Origin of the sequence: Streptomyces sp. SLBN-31 (assembly GCF_006715395.1) — a bacterium.
GTDB lineage: Bacteria > Actinomycetota > Actinomycetes > Streptomycetales > Streptomycetaceae > Streptomyces.
Window position 1 is genome coordinate 88,480 of the sequence record NZ_VFNC01000001.1, and the last position, 16,359, is coordinate 104,838.

Annotated in this window: 15 protein-coding genes and 3 tRNA genes; 12 read left to right on the forward strand and 6 right to left on the reverse strand. The window is 70.1% G+C overall.

Annotated elements, in window-relative coordinates; translation table 11 throughout:
* Nucleotides 1–28 precede the first annotated feature (28 nt).
* Together FBY22_RS00415 and FBY22_RS00420 are read right to left on the reverse strand one after the other, a co-directional pair.
* Complete coding sequence (locus FBY22_RS00415; protein ID WP_142141917.1) at nt 29–3,457, reverse strand: NACHT domain-containing NTPase; 3,429 nt, start codon at nt 3,455–3,457, stop codon at nt 29–31.
* Between the two features lie 523 nt (nt 3,458–3,980).
* A complete protein-coding gene (locus tag FBY22_RS00420) occupies nt 3,981–4,520 on the reverse strand; it encodes a hypothetical protein (RefSeq protein ID WP_142141918.1) in 540 nt (179 codons plus the stop codon).
* Between the two features lie 124 nt (nt 4,521–4,644).
* Here FBY22_RS00420 and FBY22_RS00425 point away from each other — a divergent pair, with 124 nt between their 5' ends.
* Complete coding sequence (locus tag FBY22_RS00425) at nt 4,645–5,118, forward strand: NUDIX hydrolase (RefSeq protein WP_142141919.1); 474 nt, start codon at nt 4,645–4,647, stop codon at nt 5,116–5,118.
* Between the two features lie 67 nt (nt 5,119–5,185).
* Complete coding sequence (locus tag FBY22_RS00430) at nt 5,186–5,398, forward strand: hypothetical protein (RefSeq protein WP_142141920.1); 213 nt, start codon at nt 5,186–5,188, stop codon at nt 5,396–5,398.
* Nucleotides 5,399–5,462: 64 nt separating this feature from the next.
* On the opposite strand, the gene FBY22_RS00435 is transcribed toward FBY22_RS00430, so the two are convergent.
* Together FBY22_RS00435 and FBY22_RS00440 are read right to left on the reverse strand one after the other, a co-directional pair.
* Entirely contained in the window at nt 5,463–6,119 is a 657-nt protein-coding gene (locus tag FBY22_RS00435; RefSeq protein WP_142141921.1) for an NAD(P)H-binding protein, read from the reverse strand.
* A gap of 176 nt (nt 6,120–6,295) precedes the next feature.
* Nucleotides 6,296–7,567: an amidohydrolase family protein gene (locus tag FBY22_RS00440; protein WP_142141922.1), complete on the reverse strand. Its 1,272-nt coding sequence runs from the start codon at nt 7,565–7,567 to the stop codon at nt 6,296–6,298.
* Between the two features lie 243 nt (nt 7,568–7,810).
* On the opposite strand from FBY22_RS00440, the gene FBY22_RS00445 reads away from it, so the two are divergent.
* The 8 genes from FBY22_RS00445 (at nt 7,811) to FBY22_RS00480 (ending at nt 13,136) form a co-directional block, all read left to right on the forward strand.
* Nucleotides 7,811–7,883 (forward strand) — tRNA-Thr (locus FBY22_RS00445).
* A gap of 46 nt (nt 7,884–7,929) precedes the next feature.
* Nucleotides 7,930–8,002 (forward strand) — tRNA-Met (locus tag FBY22_RS00450).
* Nucleotides 8,003–8,091: 89 nt separating this feature from the next.
* Nucleotides 8,092–8,256 (forward strand): 50S ribosomal protein L33, encoded by a 165-nt coding sequence (rpmG, locus tag FBY22_RS00455; RefSeq protein ID WP_003948671.1) that lies wholly within the window; start codon nt 8,092–8,094, stop codon nt 8,254–8,256.
* 101 nt (nt 8,257–8,357) lie between these two features.
* Entirely contained in the window at nt 8,358–8,810 is a 453-nt protein-coding gene (locus tag FBY22_RS00460; RefSeq protein ID WP_142141923.1) for a MaoC family dehydratase N-terminal domain-containing protein, read from the forward strand.
* A gap of 7 nt (nt 8,811–8,817) precedes the next feature.
* Entirely contained in the window at nt 8,818–9,246 is a 429-nt protein-coding gene (locus FBY22_RS00465; RefSeq protein WP_142141924.1) for a MaoC family dehydratase, read from the forward strand.
* Nucleotides 9,247–9,374: 128 nt separating this feature from the next.
* Complete coding sequence (locus tag FBY22_RS00470) at nt 9,375–9,944, forward strand: TetR/AcrR family transcriptional regulator (protein WP_174267057.1); 570 nt, start codon at nt 9,375–9,377, stop codon at nt 9,942–9,944.
* A gap of 122 nt (nt 9,945–10,066) precedes the next feature.
* A complete protein-coding gene (locus FBY22_RS00475) occupies nt 10,067–11,509 on the forward strand; it encodes a DHA2 family efflux MFS transporter permease subunit (protein WP_260844675.1) in 1,443 nt (480 codons plus the stop codon).
* Nucleotides 11,510–12,080: 571 nt separating this feature from the next.
* Nucleotides 12,081–13,136 carry a UDP-N-acetylmuramate dehydrogenase gene (locus FBY22_RS00480; protein ID WP_142141926.1) on the forward strand — a complete coding sequence of 352 codons (1,056 nt, stop codon included), beginning with the start codon at nt 12,081–12,083 and terminating at the stop codon, nt 13,134–13,136.
* An 11-nt stretch (nt 13,137–13,147) separates the two neighbouring features.
* On the opposite strand, the gene FBY22_RS00485 is transcribed toward FBY22_RS00480, so the two are convergent.
* Nucleotides 13,148–14,179, reverse strand: a complete 1,032-nt coding sequence (locus FBY22_RS00485) for an adenosine deaminase (RefSeq protein WP_142141927.1) — start codon at nt 14,177–14,179, stop codon at nt 13,148–13,150.
* Nucleotides 14,180–14,305: 126 nt separating this feature from the next.
* Nucleotides 14,306–15,532, reverse strand: coding sequence for a pyridoxal phosphate-dependent aminotransferase (locus FBY22_RS00490; protein ID WP_160159850.1), 1,227 nt, complete (start codon nt 15,530–15,532; stop codon nt 14,306–14,308).
* Nucleotides 15,533–15,816: 284 nt separating this feature from the next.
* Between FBY22_RS00490 and FBY22_RS00495 the strand changes: the two genes are divergently transcribed.
* A tRNA-Trp gene (locus tag FBY22_RS00495) sits at nt 15,817–15,889 on the forward strand.
* Between the two features lie 105 nt (nt 15,890–15,994).
* The gene (gene secE, locus FBY22_RS00500) at nt 15,995–16,282 is read left to right on the forward strand and encodes a preprotein translocase subunit SecE (protein ID WP_058923780.1); all 288 of its coding nucleotides are present in this window, start codon (nt 15,995–15,997) and stop codon (nt 16,280–16,282) included.
* Nucleotides 16,283–16,359 lie beyond the last annotated feature (77 nt).

The following is a 16,359-nucleotide window of genomic DNA, read 5'->3' on the forward strand; positions in this document are numbered from 1 at the left end:
TCAATGTGGTCCGGGCCTGGCGTCGGTCTCACGCGAGAAGGGTGACGGTCAACGAATCGTCCAGGGCGTCCAGGCCCCGCACACGGTCTTGGGCGATCGTGATGATGACGTCCCGCAGGGAGGTCAGGCCGGCCAGCGGCGTGAGGTCGATGTCCCCTTCCGCCGTCATGTCCCCGCTCAACTGACAGATCGCCAGTCCGGGGAAGGCGTACGGTAGCCGTCGCACCGCCGCCTGGACGACTCGGTCACCGCCTCCTCCGGACAGCGCCAGATGAGAGACACTGCCGAGGACCGCGTCCGACGGCAGTGCCTCCAAGGACACGGCGGTCGTGCTGAGCTCAGTGAGACAGGACAGGGAGCGGATCTCGGCCCATTCCTCGGCGGAGGTCGGGCACGACGGGCTGTTGAGGGTGAGGCTCTTCATTTCTGGGAAGTTGCCAATGCCCCGCATGCCTCCCTCGGGGCGCATGCTGCTCTCCACCTTCAGTACGTTGAGTGGGGCCGACCTCGGCAGGTCCGTCAGGGACCAGCGCAGATCCGCAGGGCCGGTGAGCGTGAGCGTCGTCAGTTCCGGCAGCTGGGACAACGGGCTCAGGTCCAGGTCGGACCGGGTGGCGGAGATGTCTAGATAGCGGATCGGGAGTCTGGTTAGGGCCGAAAGATCGGTCAGATGAGGGCAGTCGTCGATGATGAGGGTACGCAGCCGCGTCTGCCCGGTGAGGAAGTTGAGATCGGTGATCTCGTCGCTGGACACGGACAGAGACGCGAACGGTTGCTCGGCGGAGTACATGGCCAGGGCTTCCAGGGAGACCCCGGTCCTGACGTCCAGGTCGTCCGGCCGCACCTTGAGACGGATCAGCTGACGCAACTGCTCGTCCGACTGGATCGTGCAGTTCAGCTGGGTCATGTTCAGTCGTGCGACGACCTCCTCGGCGTACCGCGCCGTGTCGAAGCGTGACCAGGCCCACAGGAGCTGAAGGCGGACCAGCACGGAAGAGTGGTCGGCAAAACGAGAGAGGAAGGCGATGGCGGCGTCGGACTTGATGTGTGAGGCGGCGATGACCACGTTGAAGGCGGCCACATCGTCGGTCAGTTCATCGGGACCGGGCAGGAGGTGCAGGATCAGCGGGCCGACTTCGGCGAGGGCTTGGGCCTCCGCTTCGCTTCCCGGCGGGATTAGGGTTGCGGTGCGCTGTTCCACGGCCTCACGAACGGCGGGGTCGAGGGCTGTGGCGTGCTCCAGACAGGCGGCGGCGAGTAGGTAGAACCTGGCCTGCACCCGCTGCTCCACGGCCCGGTCCCCCTGAGCCATCAGCTCTTCGAAGATCGTCACGCGTTCACGGGCGCGGGCGAGGGCGACTGCCATACGGATGACGTCCTCCCACTGGTCGTCATCCGCGTGCTCGCTGAGTAGACCGAAGTCACCCTCTTCGAGGGCCGCCCGGGCTCCGAGGAAATCCTGGAAGGTGCGGTGGATGAAGTCCACGGAGTCGAGAGAAGGCTCGCGGAGCAGGCCGCTGCGCTGCAGGAAGTGATCGAACACGGCTGACGCGTCACCCAGCGCGGCCACTTCGGGCACCGCGGGAAGGGCCCGGTCGATGATGGACTCGGCACGCGCCCGGTCCATCTCTGTGCGGCCGTTTTTGATCAGCCAGTACGCGAGCCGCTGGAGGACGTCGAGCTGGGGGTCGTCGGCCAGTTCTGGACCCTCCATGTCCCGCTCCCGGTCGCGGCGGCTGAGAAGCATCGAGAGCGCGGCCTCGTAGAGGTCCTTGCGGCCGTGGGGGAGGTAACCCCGGCGGTCACGATGTAGAGCACAGGTCAGTCCGCACATCAGAGGATTGGTGGCCAGCCGGGCCAGCCCCGGTTCAGTGCGGACAGCGGTGAGCAGCTGCGCCTCGTACCTCTCCAGGTCGGTGTCGTCCTCGCCGCCGACGCGCGCCGCGCGGTGCCATCGCCGGATGAACGTGGCGATGCTGGCGGAGTCCATCGCGGCAAGACTCAGCTCGGTGAAATCCTCTTCGGCGAGCCAATCCCGGTCCACGGCCGCAGGACGGGATGTGATCAGCCAGCGGTTGTCACCGTCGTAGGTGTCGACGAGGTCCCGCAGCCACCTCCGGGCCCGCTCGCGCTCGCGGGCCGGTATCTCGTCGACGCCGTCGACGAGGAGGAGACCGCGCCCGGCGAGCAGCACCCTGTGCTCCCAGCCGTCGGGCTGGGAGCCGTCGAGGGGGCAGCTGGTGGCGGCCAGGAACCGCTTGGGGGAGGGGAGATCCCTGCCGTTGCGTGTCAAGGTACGCAGAGGGAGGACGAAGGGGACGCGGTCGTACAAGTAGTCAGCGCCGTCGGGTAGCTCCTGGCGGGCGGCAGTGACCGCGAGCCACTGGACCAGCGTCGTCTTGCCCGACCCGGCCTCGCCGCGCAGCAGCACACGGTGGCTGGTGGCGAGGGCGCGGTCTGCGGGCTGAGGCGTGAACAGGCCCGAGGGCTGGCTATTCAGTCCACGGAGGAGCGTCGGAAGGAGAGGGCTGCTCTCCCAACTGCGGCCGACTAGCTCGTGCGCCTGGCGGTTTCTCGTCTTCTCCCGCAATGACCACAGCTCCTCCGAGGCGGAGGTCACCAGCGCGTTCCTTCCCCCGTCGTCCGTCGCGGACCGGACGGACGACGTACGCAGCAGGATGGCTACACGGTCCTCGGAGGTCGCGGCCGTGTCGGCGAGGAGCTGATCGAGGATCAGCTGGTGGTTCCACGACGGTGACGCCTGGAGGCTGAGATAGGCCACGTCTAGCGGCCACCGCCGTGGCGAGTTGTTGAGGTCGATGCCGTAGATGGTCAGCTTGCCGTGCTTCTTCGCCACGTGGGCGAGATACCGCTGCTCGAAGGCGGCGTCCTCACCGCCGGGGAGCGGGTTGCGGCGGATCAGTTCGTCAATCTTGACAACGAGTTCGCCGAGGCTGTGGGCCTGCTCGACCAGAGCGTGGGCGACGAACGTTGAGCGTTGCGTGAAGAAGTGCAGGATGTGCAGGCAGGCCGTGTCAAGCAGACTCTCGTAGAAGTACGTGCCGTCGGCCGACAGATGGCGTTCGGGGGAGCCGCTCGCACGCCGCAGGGAACGGGCGAACTCCCGGTGACCGAGGCGGACCGCTTCGAGGTCGGTGAGCGTGATGTCGCCGAGGGCGCGCAGTGTAACGGCGAGGGCGTCGGTAACGGCCTGCCGTTCGTCAGCCGCGACGGGCCGTTCGCCGGCCTGCAGGGCCTTTCGGACGAGCCGGTCGGCCAGACGGCCGACATCGGCCTCGGTGAGGGTACGCTTCTCGCCCCTGAAGGACACGTACGCCGAAATGCGGACGGGCTTGGCGACCAGTCCCGCCCCGGGGCCCTCGTTGACGAAGAGCTTTTTGATGAGCGGGCCGATGGCGGCCGAAGCCAGCCGCGCGCCGATGGCCGTAGGTTCCAATTCTGCCCCCTGGAACTGTGATGACCCGTGTGCTGCGATCTTACGGTGCCCGGGCGGTCCGCACCGGCCCTGCGCTGATGATCTGCGGCTCTCAGTGGAGCCGGGGATCTCGATGGCCGGGCAGCGTTCCATGGCTATGTCCGGCCCTTTCGGAGCGGCACTCAGCTTCGCGTCTGAGTAGCAGCGCATGGGCTTTCCGCGGTCGGCACGGCCGCCCACTGCGGCCGTCGCATGACTCGATCGTCTCGGGGACTCCAGGGGGCAGATCCAAGTGAAGCGGCCGGGAACTTCAAGATCAGGACGAGACGTGGACGAGATTCGGCTGTCCGCCTTGGAGGCTATGCAAAGTGCCAGGTCAGAATGGCTATAGCTGAGGGATCTTGAGGGGACTGTAAATCTGCCGGCTCAGCCTTCCCAGGTTCGAATCCTGGCGCCGCCACGCTGAGAGAGGCCCCCTCCGAACTGCGGAAACGCAGCGCGGAGGGGGTTTCTTCGTGTTCGGCTCAGACCACCGGGCGGCGGTTCACGAGACCCGTTCGTCCTGCTCCCGCAGGGCCGACTGCATATGGCGGCAGCGGTCCAAGGTGCGGCGGCGCATCCAGAGGGTCCAGCAGCAGATGCCGATCAGGAGGACGGTGAACACGGGGAGGGAGAGCGAGCCGGTTACGGCACCGACCACGAGCAGTCCGACCGCGAGGAGCCCCATCAGGCCCAGCGAGTACGGCAGCCACCTGCCTCCGCGTTCCATCCGTCGCAGGTGCTCGGCGACCAGTCGGCGCATGACCGCCCGCTCCTCGGGATCGCTGGGCACCTCGCGGTGCCGGATCTTGCGGTTGAGGTCGGCGAGCCTGCGCGGGTCGGCACCGGTCGCACGGCCGATCCTGCGGCGCTGTACGACTATGAACACGACGCCGATACCCGTATAGAGCGCGCTTCGCAGAAGCCAGGAGGCCGGATGCTCGTCCGGGCGGGCGAAGAGGGCGGTGATGGCCAGAGCCATCAGGAAGGCCAGGACGGCCTGGGCGGTCAGGCTGCTGTCGAGCCGGCGCTTCAGGGCGCTCACGGCGCGTATCTCCTCGTAACCGAAGGGGTGTTGCCGCTGACGTATCCCGAATACCCCGTTACAGCATGCGTATTGGCCGAGACCCCGTAACAGCACGCCTATTGGCCGCGACAGGAGGCAACACATGGGACGCATCGACTACCTGCACGACCCCGACGCCCCACCGGCGACCTCGGTGGTGCCCGCCGCCGTGGCGCTCGTCCAAGACGACACGGGACGCGTCCTCATGGTCCGTCGCTCCGACAACGGCCGCTGGGCCCTGCCCGGGGGCGGCCACGACGTGGGGGAGTCCATCAGCGACACCGTGGTCCGCGAGGTCCGGGAGGAGACCGGCATCGAGGTGGAGGTCGTCGGACTGACGGGGATCTACACCGACCCGGGGCACGTGATGCGCTACGACGACGGCGAGGTCCGCCAGCAGTTCAGCATCTGCTTCCGGGCGCGCCCGACGGCGGGCCAACTCCGTACGAGCCCCGAAACCCCCCGCGTCCGCTGGGTCCCGCCGGCCGAACTCCCCGAACTCGACATCCATCCGAGCATGCGCCTGCGGATCGGGCACGCACTGGACCCCGCGCGCACCTCCCCCCACATCGGCTGACGCCCACCGACGGCACGAACCGGCGGCGATGAGCACGATCCCCTTACCCCCAAGGCAAACTGACTCCATGTCGACCCGCCGCAGACGCTGCCCCGAATGCCGTCGCGAAATCGCCGTCGTCGCCGGCCGCTTCGCACGGCACGACCCGCCCGGCGCCCGCGAGCACGGCGCCCTCGTGTCCTGCCCCGGCTCCCGCCGCCAGGCCCAGGCCGACGCCGCCCAACCCGCGTTGGACGGCTACGTCGTCCCCGAGATGCCGGGCCAACTACCCCTCTTCTGACCAGCGGCACGCCTGCCCACCACCGCTCTGCCTCAGCGGCGCGGACCGCCCCCGGCGGCCGCCCTCAGTTGCCCGCCACCGACTTCACCGCGACCGACACCGGCGTCGACCCGCCGACCAGTTCGAGGGTCAGGCCGGCGGTAGCGGCGGAATCCACCAACTCCGCGAGCACGGCGGCCACATCGTCGCGGGGAATCGCGGCGCGACCGGTGCGCGCCTCCAGCCGTACGAGTCCCGTACCGGCGTCGTTCGTCAGCATTCCGGGGCGCAGGATCGTCCAGTCCAGTGCGTCCAGATTCTGGATGTACCGGTCGGCCTCGCCCTTCGCCCGCAGGTACACGTCGAACACCTCGTCGCCCTCGTGCGCGGGGTCGGCACCCATCGACGAAACGACGACGTATCGGCGTACGCCCGCACGGACCGCCGCGTCCGCGAACAGGATCGCCGCCGCCTTGTCCACCGAGTCCTTGCGCGCGGTCCCGCTGCCCGCGCCGGCGCCCGCCGCGAACACGGCCGCGTCCGCGCCCCGCAGCCGCTCCGCGACCTCCTCGACCGAGGCCGACTCCAGATCCAGCACGATCGGTTCGGCCCCTGCCTCCCGCAGGTCGTCGCCCTGTTCGGCGCGGCGGATGATCCCCGCGACGTCGTCCCCGCGCGCGGCGAGCAGCCGTTCCAGCCGCAACGCGATCTGACCATGACCACCAGCGATGACAATGCGCATGCTTCCGACCGTACGCCCGGCCGGCCCCGTCCGCCGCACGACTCGGGCCATGCCCCAACGCCGCGCCACGCCGCCTTACGACACCTCGCCCGCCCCGGGAGACAGCCGCTCTACGCCACTTCCCCCGCCCCGTGCACGCCGCCCTACGCCACTTCCCCCGCCCCGTGCACGCCGCCCTACGACACTTCCCCACGCCCCTGCCGAGGCAGTCCCCACTCGGCCGCGGCGGCGGAGTTGCAGTACTCCCGTACCGCACTCGTCCGGGCCACAACCCGCCCCCGGTGCACGACGATCCGGCTGTACGCCAGTGACAGCGCCCCCGGCAGCCCGTCCCCGCGCACCGCGAGCAACTCGGCCGGGAAGCCCGCCTCGACCCGTACCTCGGGCAGCCCCAGGACCGCCCGCGCCGACGCGCTCACGGCGTCGTAGGCCTCCTCGGGGCGCAGCCCGTAGCGGGAGGCGAGCAGATAGGCCGCCTCCAACGGGTCGCCGCGCCCCACCGGGTTCGACAGGTCCCGCAGCGCACCGCTGCCCGCGGCGACCCGCACACCGGCCGCGCGCAGCAGCCGTACCGGAGCCGTGCCGCGCCGGTCGGTGCCGGAGCAGCCGCCCTGGGGCACGCACACCACGGTCACGCCGGCGGCCGCGAGCTGGTCGGCGGTGCGCCGGGCCGCCTCGGCGGGCATCCGGTCCAGCCCCCCGCACGGGCCGAGGGTCACGCCGGGGCGCAGCCCGCCGGCCATCGCGGCGAGGCGGGCGAGGCGGGCCGGATCGTCGGCGTCCGTGTGCAGGTCGACGGGGCAGCCGTACTCGGAGGCGATCTCCAGGACCGCCTCCACATATCCGGTCGGATCCGGGTCCAGGTCCGGGCACCCGCCCACCACCGTGGCGCCCATCTTGACCGCGTCGCGCAGTACGGCGAGCCCGTCCGCCCCGGCGACCCCGGTCAGCACCCTGGGCATCGCCACGGCCGTCAGCTCGGTCAGTCCGCGCAGCGAACGCCGTGCCCGCAGTACGGCGGCCAGCGCGCCGAGCCCCTGTACGTCGCCCACGCGCACGTGTGCCCGCAACGCGGTGGCCCCGTGCCCGAGTTGCAGCAGTGCCGCCTCCGTGGCGCGGCGCTGGACGTCGTGGGGGTCGTAGGAGGCGGGGCCGTCCCCGTCGGCCGACAGCGCGGTGTCGCCGTGGGCGTGCGGTTCGGCCGGCGCCGACAGGAGGAGATACCCGCCCAGGTCCACGCGTGCCCCGCACGCGCGCGTGCCGCCCACCGCCAGGCTCCCCGCCGTGCCGACCGCCTCGATGCGCCCGCCGCCCAGCCGTACGTCCACGGTCCGGCCGTCGGTCAGCCGCGCCCCGCACAGCAGCAGAGCGGCGGGGGCGCCGGGCCCGGAGGAGCCCGAAGAGCCCGAGGGAGACGAGTGGGGCGGCTGCGGCTGGCTGTCGGGCATCGCGCTCCTGGGACAAGAGGACACAAGATCACGCAGAGTGAGTCGAGCCTAGGGTGGTGATCCGTCCTCGGCGGGGAGGAGCGCAATAGTCGTACCGGTGTGGTCATCCGTGCGCGGGGCGACCTCAGTGGCTGGTGGGGAGGCCGCGAGAAGGCCGCGCGCGGCCCGCCGCGGAGACCGGGACGGGGGCCGCGAAACGGATTTGGGCGAACGGCGGCGGACCGTGTAATGTCTTCATCGCTCGCCCCAATAGCTCAGTCGGCAGAGCGTCTCCATGGTAAGGAGAAGGTCTACGGTTCGATTCCGTATTGGGGCTCTGGTGCGAGAGGTTCCCGTCGCAAGGCGGGAACGGATCGCATCACAGCGGTGTAGCTCAGTCGGTAGAGCAAGCGGCTCATAATCGCTGTGTCACCGGTTCAAGTCCGGTCACCGCTACTGACAGTAGCCGATTGCGGGGTCGGTCCTTCGATCGGCTACTCTTCTATGCGTTAAACCATCCCATCCGTTCGTCAAGGAGCACTCACGTGGCTGCCACCGACGTCCGCCCGAAGATCACGCTGGCCTGCGTGGAGTGCAAGGAGCGGAACTACATCACCAAGAAGAACCGGCGTAACAACCCGGACCGTCTTGAGATGAAGAAGCACTGCCCGCGTTGCAACGCGCACACCGCGCACCGCGAAACGCGATAAATCAGGCTCGTACACGAGGCCGCCCCCACCACAAGGGGGCGGCCTCGCGTCGTTTGCCCGCGCAGTGAACGTAAGTCATCGACACCAGGAGGTGCCGAGCCATGGCGCTCGACCAGTCCTTCGTGGGGCGGACGTACCCGCCCACCGCCCCCTACGAGGTGGGCCGCGAGAAGATCCGTGAGTTCGCGGAAGCGGTGGGGGACACCAATCCCGCGTACACGGACCCGGAGGCCGCCAAGGCGCTCGGTCACCCCGACGTCGTCGCCCCGCCGACCTTTGTGTTCGCCATCACCTTCAAGGCGGCGGCTCAGGTCGTCCAGGACTCCCAGCTCGGCCTGGACTACAGCCGGGTCGTGCACGGCGACCAGAAGTTCTCGTACGTCCGCCCGGTACGGGCCGGTGACCGCCTCACCGTCATCTCCACGATCGAGGCGATCAAGTCCCTGGCGGGCAACGACATCCTGGACATCCGCGGTGAGGTCCACGACGAGGCGGGCGAGCACGTCGTGACCGCCTGGACGAAGCTGGTCGCGCGCGCGGCAGAGGAGGCGTGAGAGCGGGATGACGGCAAAGATCGCATACGACGACGTCGAGGTCGGCACCGAACTGCCCGCCCGGACCTTTCCCGTGACTCGCGCCACACTCGTCCAGTACGCGGGCGCCTCCGGGGACTTCAACCCCATCCACTGGAACGAGAAGTTCGCCAAGGAGGTGGGCCTCCCCGACGTCATCGCGCACGGCATGTTCACCATGGCCGAGGCGATTCGGGTGGTCACCGACTGGGCCGGCGACCCGGGCGCGGTCGTCGAGTACGGCGTCCGCTTCACCAAGCCGGTCGTCGTCCCGAACGACGACAAGGGCGCCGTGATCGAGGTCAGCGCCAAGGTCGCCGCCAAGCTCGACGACAACACCGTCCGCGTGGACCTCACGGCGACCAGCGCCGGCCAGAAGGTGCTGGGCATGTCGAGGGCGGTCGTCCGCCTGGCGTGAGCCACGCGCGCGCGTGGCGAGCGGTAAGGGGCTCCCTCAGTGGCGGGCGCCCCTTACCCCCGCCTCTTGCGAACGCACTCCCCGCCCTCCCCTTGACGTAGTTAGTGATTGAGCACTAACTTGCTCGCATGGTCAGGATGAGCGCAGAAGAGAGGCGCGAGAGTGTCATCCGCGCGGCGACGGCCGAGTTCGCCCGCGGCGGCTACTACGGCACGTCCACCGAGGCGATCGCCAAGCGCGTGGGTGTCTCGCAGCCGTATCTCTTCCGCCTCTTCCCGGGCAAGAAGGCGATCTTCCTCGCAGCGTCCCAGCGGTGCCTGGAGGACACGATCCGCACCTTCGAGGAGGCCGCCGAGGGTCTGGAGGGCGAGGAGGCCCTGCGCGCCATGGCGAACGCCTACACCAAGGTCATCGCCGAGGAGCCCGAGCGGCTGCTGATGCAGATGCAGATGTACGTGGCCGTGGCCGCCGCCGAACAGGCCGGCGAGCCCGAACTCGGCGAGCAGGTGCGGGCGGGCTGGATGCGCCTGTGGGACACGGTCCACCTGTCGCTGGGCGCCGACACCGATGAGACGACGACCTTCATGGCGTACGGGATGCTCATCAACTGCCTGGTGTCCATGGGCTTCCCGCCCGGGCACAGGATCTGGGAAGGGCTCTACCCCGAGGCGCGCCTCAGGGGCCGGCTGGAGAAGTAGAAGCAAGAGGTGGACGGAAGGGCGAGAACCCGACCGTCACGGCGGACATCCGTGCCCGCGAAAGTTAGTCATCAATAACTAATTAATCGATGACCTTCATCTGATGACCCTCTGGGGGAGCGATGTCAGAGCAGACCGCACGTCGCGGGGGAACCGTCTGGGCCCTCGTCATCACCAGCGTCGCCGGATTCATGGCGGCGCTCGACAACCTCGTAGTCACCACCGCCCTGCCCTCCATCCGCAAGGACCTCGGGGGAGCCCTGGACGACCTGGAATGGACGGTCAGTGCCTACACCCTGACCTTCGCCGTCCTCCTGATGTTCGGCGCGGCACTGGGCGACCGCTTCGGCCGGCGCCGCCTCTTCCTCACCGGCCTCACGATATTCACCGGCGCCTCCGCCGCCGCGGCCATGTCGACCGGCATCGACGCCCTCATCGCCGCCCGGGCGATCCAGGGCGTGGGCGCGGCGATCATGATGCCGCTGACCCTCACCCTCCTCACCGCGGCTGTCCCCGCCGCCAAGCGCGGGATGGCGTACGGCATCTGGGGCGCGGTCAACGGCCTGGCGGTGGCCTCCGGCCCGCTGATCGGCGGCAGCCTCACCGAGCACGTCTCCTGGCACTGGATCTTCTGGCTGAACGTGCCGCTGGGCATCGCCCTGCTGCCGCTCGCCCGCCTCCGCCTGGCCGAGTCGCACGGCACCGGAGCGCCCCTCGACATCCCCGGCACCCTGCTGGCCAGCGGTGGTCTGTTCGGGATCGTCTACGGCCTGGTCCGCGGCCCCGCCGACGGCTGGACGGCACCTCTCGTCCTCACCGGCCTGTTCGCGGGCGCCGCGCTGCTGACCGCCTTCGTCCTCTACAGCCTGCGCGCCAAGAACCCCATGCTGCCGATGCGCCTGTTCCGCTCGCGGGCCTTCTCCGGCATCAACGCGGCGAGCCTGCTCATGTTCCTCGGGATGTTCGGCTCGATCTTCCTGCTCAGCCAGTTCATGCAGGGCGTCCTCGGCTACTCGCCCACCGAGGCGGGCCTGCGGATGCTCCCCTGGACCGGCATGCCGATGCTCGTCGCCCCGGTCGCCGGCATCCTGTCCGACCGCATCGGAGGCCGGCCCGTGGTTGCCGCGGGCCTCTTCTTCCAGGCGGCGGGGCTCGGCTGGATGGCTTCCGTGGTCGACCCCGAGGTGTCCTACGCCGCCCAGCTCCCGGCCCTGATCATCAGCGGCGTCGGCATGGGTCTGTTCTTCGCTCCGGCCGCCAACCTGGTCATGTCCAGCGTCCGCGCCACTGAGCAGGGCATCGCCTCCGGTGCGAACAACGCGCTGCGTGAGGTGGGGGGCGCACTGGGCATCGCGATCATGTCGTCGATCTTCTCGTCCCAGGGTGGGTACGAATCCGCCCAGACCTTCGTCGACGGTCTGCAGCCGGCGCTGGTCACCGGGGCGGCGGTGGTCGCGGTCGCGGGAGCCGCGGCGCTGCTGATCCCGAGGCGTCGCGCGCCCCACCCGACGGCCACCTCCCCGGCAGAGGAACCGACCCCGACCCTCGACCCCGTCGCAGGATGACCCAACCCCCCGAAACGGCCCCGCTTCCCAAAGTCGGGGCCGTTTCCCCGTACCCCGGCAGGTGGGCTTCGGCCCGGCCAAGAGGTACCGCTGCGCCCACCCGTGCCGCCCAAGCGGCACGACTGCCCGCAGCTGAGCGAGTGCAGCCGCCGAACGTCCGCTGCGACGGCCGGAGCTGAGTGGCACAGCCGCCGAGGCCCCCGCTGCCATGGCCCAGCGAGCGACCACAGCCGCCGGACCCGCAGCCGAGTGGCCACAGGCGCCGCCCGCCGCGACGACGGCCCGCGGCCGATTGCCGGGGCTGTCGGCCTCGTAAGGCATCCGCTGTGGCGGCCCGCAGGGGGCTACGGCGGGGAGGGGGCGGGGTGGGGGGTGTCCGCCCGCAGTGGCGGGCGTCAGGCTGGGAGTGCGTCTTGGCCGACGGCACCGCCCGTCCGAGGACGGACACCCCCCACCCCGCCCCCGCACCCACACCCACCCCGCCCCCGCCTCGCACCCACACCCCCGGCGCCCGCGCCCCCGCACCCACACCGACCGCGGCCCCGAAGCCGGAGGCCCTACCCTTGTGCCCGTGCAGGAACGACACGACGCCCCCCTCGCCCCGCTGACCACCTTCCGCCTGGGCGGCCCAGCCTCCCGCCTGATCACCGCCACCACCGACGCGGAGGTCATCGCGGCGGTCCGCGAGGCCGACGACACCGGCACCCCGCTCCTGCTGATCGGCGGCGGCTCGAACCTGGTCATCGGCGACAAGGGCTTCCCCGGCACCGCCCTGGTCATCGCCACCAAGGGTTTCACCCTCGACGGCACCCGCCTCGAACTCGCCGCGGGCGAGGTGTGGACCGACGTCGTCGCCCGCACGGTCGAGGCCGGCCTCGCCGGCATCGAGTGCCTGGCCGGCATCCCCGGCTCCGCCGGCGCGACCCCCATCCAGAACGTGGGCGCGTACGGCCAGGAGGTCTCCTCGACGATCACCGAGGTCGTCGCCTACGACCGCACGACCCGCGAGACGGTCACCCTCCCGAACGCCGACTGCGCCTTCTCCTACCGCCACAGCCGCTTCAAGGCCGACCCCGACCGCTACGTCGTCCTGCGCGTCCGCTACGACCTCGAGGACGCGGCCGGCCTCTCCGGCCCCATCAAGTACGCCGAGACGGCCCGCGCCCTCGGCGTGGACCCCGGCGACCGCGTCCCCCTGCCCGCCGCCCGCGAGACGGTCCTCAAGCTCCGCTCGGGCAAGGGCATGGTCCTGGACCCCGAGGACCACGACACCTGGTCGGCGGGCTCCTTCTTCACCAACCCGATCCTCACGAACGCCGACTTCGCCGCCTTCCACGCACGCGTGAGGGAACACCTCGGCCCCGACGCCGAACCCCCCGCCTACCCGGCGGGCGAGGGCCGCACCAAGACCTCGGCGGCCTGGCTGATCGACAAGGCGGGCTTCACCAAGGGCTACGGCACCGGCCCAGCCCGCATCTCCACCAAGCACACCCTCGCCCTCACCAACAGGGGCGAAGCCACCACGGAGGACCTCCTCGCCCTCGCCCGCGAGGTCGTGGCAGGCGTCCGCGACACCTTCGGCATCACGCTCGTCAACGAACCGGTGACGGTCGGCGTGAGCCTGTAACGGGCCAGGCCCTAAGACGCCAGCCAGTCGTCGATCCCCGCCAGCAGCTTCCGCCGCACATCCTCCGGCGCCGCCGACCCCCGCACCGACTGCCGAGCCAGCTCGGCCAACTCCTCGTCGCCGAAACCATGGTGGCGCCGAGCGATCTCGTACTGCGCGGCGAGCCGGGACCCGAACAGCAGCGGATCGTCGGCGCCCAGGGCCAGCGGCACACCGGCGTCGTACAGGGTCCGCAGCGGGACGTCCTCGGGCTTCTCGTAGACACCCAGCGCGACGTTCGACGCCGGGCACACCTCGCACGTGACGCCCCTGTCCGCGAGCCGCTTCAGCAGCCGCGGATCCTCGGCGGCCCGCACCCCGTGCCCCAGCCGGTCGGCGTGCAGGTCGTCGAGGCAGTCCCGTACCGACGACGGCCCGGTCAGCTCCCCGCCGTGCGGGGCGGACAGCAGGCCGCCCTCGCGGGCGATGTGGAAGGCACGGTCGAAGTCGCGGGCCATGCCCCGCCGCTCGTCGTTGGACAGCCCGAAGCCCACGACGCCCCGCTCCGCGTACCGCACGGCGAGCCGGGCCAGCGTGCGGGCGTCCAGCGGATGCTTCATCCGGTTCGCGGCGACGAGCACCCGCATCCCGAGCCCCGTCTCCCTGGACGTGGTCTCGACGGCGTCGAGGATGATCTCCAGCGCGGGGATCAATCCGCCCAGCCGAGGGGCGTACGAGGTCGGATCGACCTGGATCTCCAACCACCCCGAGCCGTCCCGGACGTCCTCCTCGGCGGCCTCGCGCACCAGCCGCTGGATGTCCCCGGGCTCGCGCAGACACGACCGGGCGGCGTCGTACAGCCGCTGGAAGCGGAACCAGCCCCGCTCGTCCGTGGCCCGCAGCTTCGGCGGCTCCCCGCTGGTCAGCGCCTCGGTCAGGGCGTCGGGCAGCCGCACGCCGTACTTGTCGGCCAGTTCCAGGACGGTCCCCGGCCGCATGGACCCGGTGAAGTGCAGGTGCAGATGGGCCTTCGGCAGCTCAGAGACATCACGTACACGCTCCATCCCAGGATCCTGCCGTACGTCCCCGCCGTCCCGGTAGCGGAATCCACGTTAGTGGTCTTGCTCGCACGAAAGAGCGGACCCCCTCACGCGAGGGGGTCCGCTCAGCCGTTGCCAGAAGCCGGGTTCTCAGTCCCGGGCCTCCGCCAGCAGCTTCTGGATCCGCGAGACGCCCTCGACGAGATCCTCGTCACCGAGGGCGTACGACAGACGAAGATATCCCGGGGTGCCGAAGGCCTCACCCGGGACGACCGCGACCTCGGCCTCCTCCAGGATCAGCGCGGCGAGCTCGACGGTGTCCTGCGGCCGCTTGCCGCGGATCTCCTTGCCGAGCAGGGCCTTCACGGACGGGTAGGCGTAGAACGCGCCCTCGGGCTCGGGGCAGACGACGCCGTCGATCTCGTTGAGCATCCGCACGATGGTCTTGCGGCGCCGGTCGAAGGCCTCGCGCATCTTCGCGACGGCCTCCAGGTCACCGGAGACGGCGGCGAGCGCCGCCACCTGCGCGACGTTGGACACGTTCGACGTGGCGTGCGACTGCAGGTTGGTGGCCGCCTTGACGACGTCCTTCGGGCCGATGACCCAGCCGACACGCCAGCCGGTCATGGCGTACGTCTTGGCTACGCCGTTGACGACGATGCACTTGTCGCGCAGCTCGGGCAGCAGCGCCGGCAGGGACACGGAGACCGCGTCGCCGTAGACGAGGTGCTCGTAGATCTCGTCGGTCAGCACCCACAGGCCGTGCTCGACGGCCCAGCGGCCGATCGCCTCGGTCTCGGCCTCGGAGTACACCGCGCCGGTCGGGTTGGACGGCGAGACGAAGAGGACGACCTTCGTCTTCTCCGTACGGGCCGCCTCCAGCTGCTCCACGCTCACGCGGTAGCCGGTCGTCTCGTCCGCGACGACCTCCACGGGCACACCGCCGGCGAGACGGATCGACTCCGGGTACGTCGTCCAGTACGGCGCGGGCACGATGACCTCGTCGCCCGGGTCGAGGATCGCGGCGAAGGCCTCGTAGATGGCCTGCTTGCCACCGTTGGTGACGAGGATCTGCGAGACGTCGGGCTCCCAGCCGGAGTCGCGCAGCGTCTTCGCGGCGATCGCGGACTTCAGCTCGGGCAGGCCGCCGGCCGGCGTGTACCGGTGGTACTTGGGGTTCTTGCAGGCCTCGACGGCCGCCTCGACGATGTAGTCCGGGGTCGGGAAGTCGGGCTCACCGGCGCCGAAGCCGATCACCGGACGCCCGGCTGCCTTGAGGGCCTTGGCCTTGGCGTCCACGGCGAGGGTGGCGGACTCGGAGATCGCGCCGACTCGGGCGGAGACCCGGCGCTCGGTGGGAGGGGTTGCAGGGCTCATGGAGCCCATCGTTCCAGACCGGAAACATGCCGGGCACGCGGGTTTCACAGACTGAACATCCAGGGGTCGGTCGCTGAACACCCGTCCGGAACGGGGCCATGGCCTGGGTGATCTTCCACGGGTTTCGTGACGATCCTCCTCCGCCAAGCCCCGTACGCGGGCTTTCTGTTCGACGGAGGGCTCCGGAACACGTACACTCTCACCTCGTTGGCCTTCAGCAGCCGCGCCGCAGCCGGTGCACACCGAGCACCCGGTCGGATGCGGTACGTTGGGGGACACACCAAAGGGTCGTAGCTCAATTGGTAGAGCACCGGTCTCCAAAACCGGCGGTTGGGGGTTCAAGTCCCTCCGGCCCTGCTACACACACCTTCGCCAGGTGTGCGCATGTACGTACAGCAACGCACCGCCGTGCGGCTCAGACCGGGCGCGGCACGGCCACGACCCGGGAACAGGTGAGGACGAATGGCGGACGCCGTGGGCTCCATCGATACGCCTGATGCCCAGGACGAGGCTCAGGAGACCAAGAAGAAGGCCCGGAAGGGCGGCAAGCGGGCCAAGAAGGGTCCGCTCAAGCGGCTTGCCCTTTTCTACCGCCAGGTCATCGCCGAGCTCCGCAAGGTCGTCTGGCCGACGCGCAACCAGCTGACGTCGTACACCACCGTGGTGATCTTCTTCGTCGCCATCATGATCGCCCTGGTGACCGTGATTGACTATGGGCTCAACCACGCGGCCAAGTACGTCTTCGGCTGAGTCGAAAGCGAAGGGCGCCGTGGTTACCGGCGCCCCTTTTCGCATGTTCCACCCCTATGTATCCAGGAAGAAGCAGC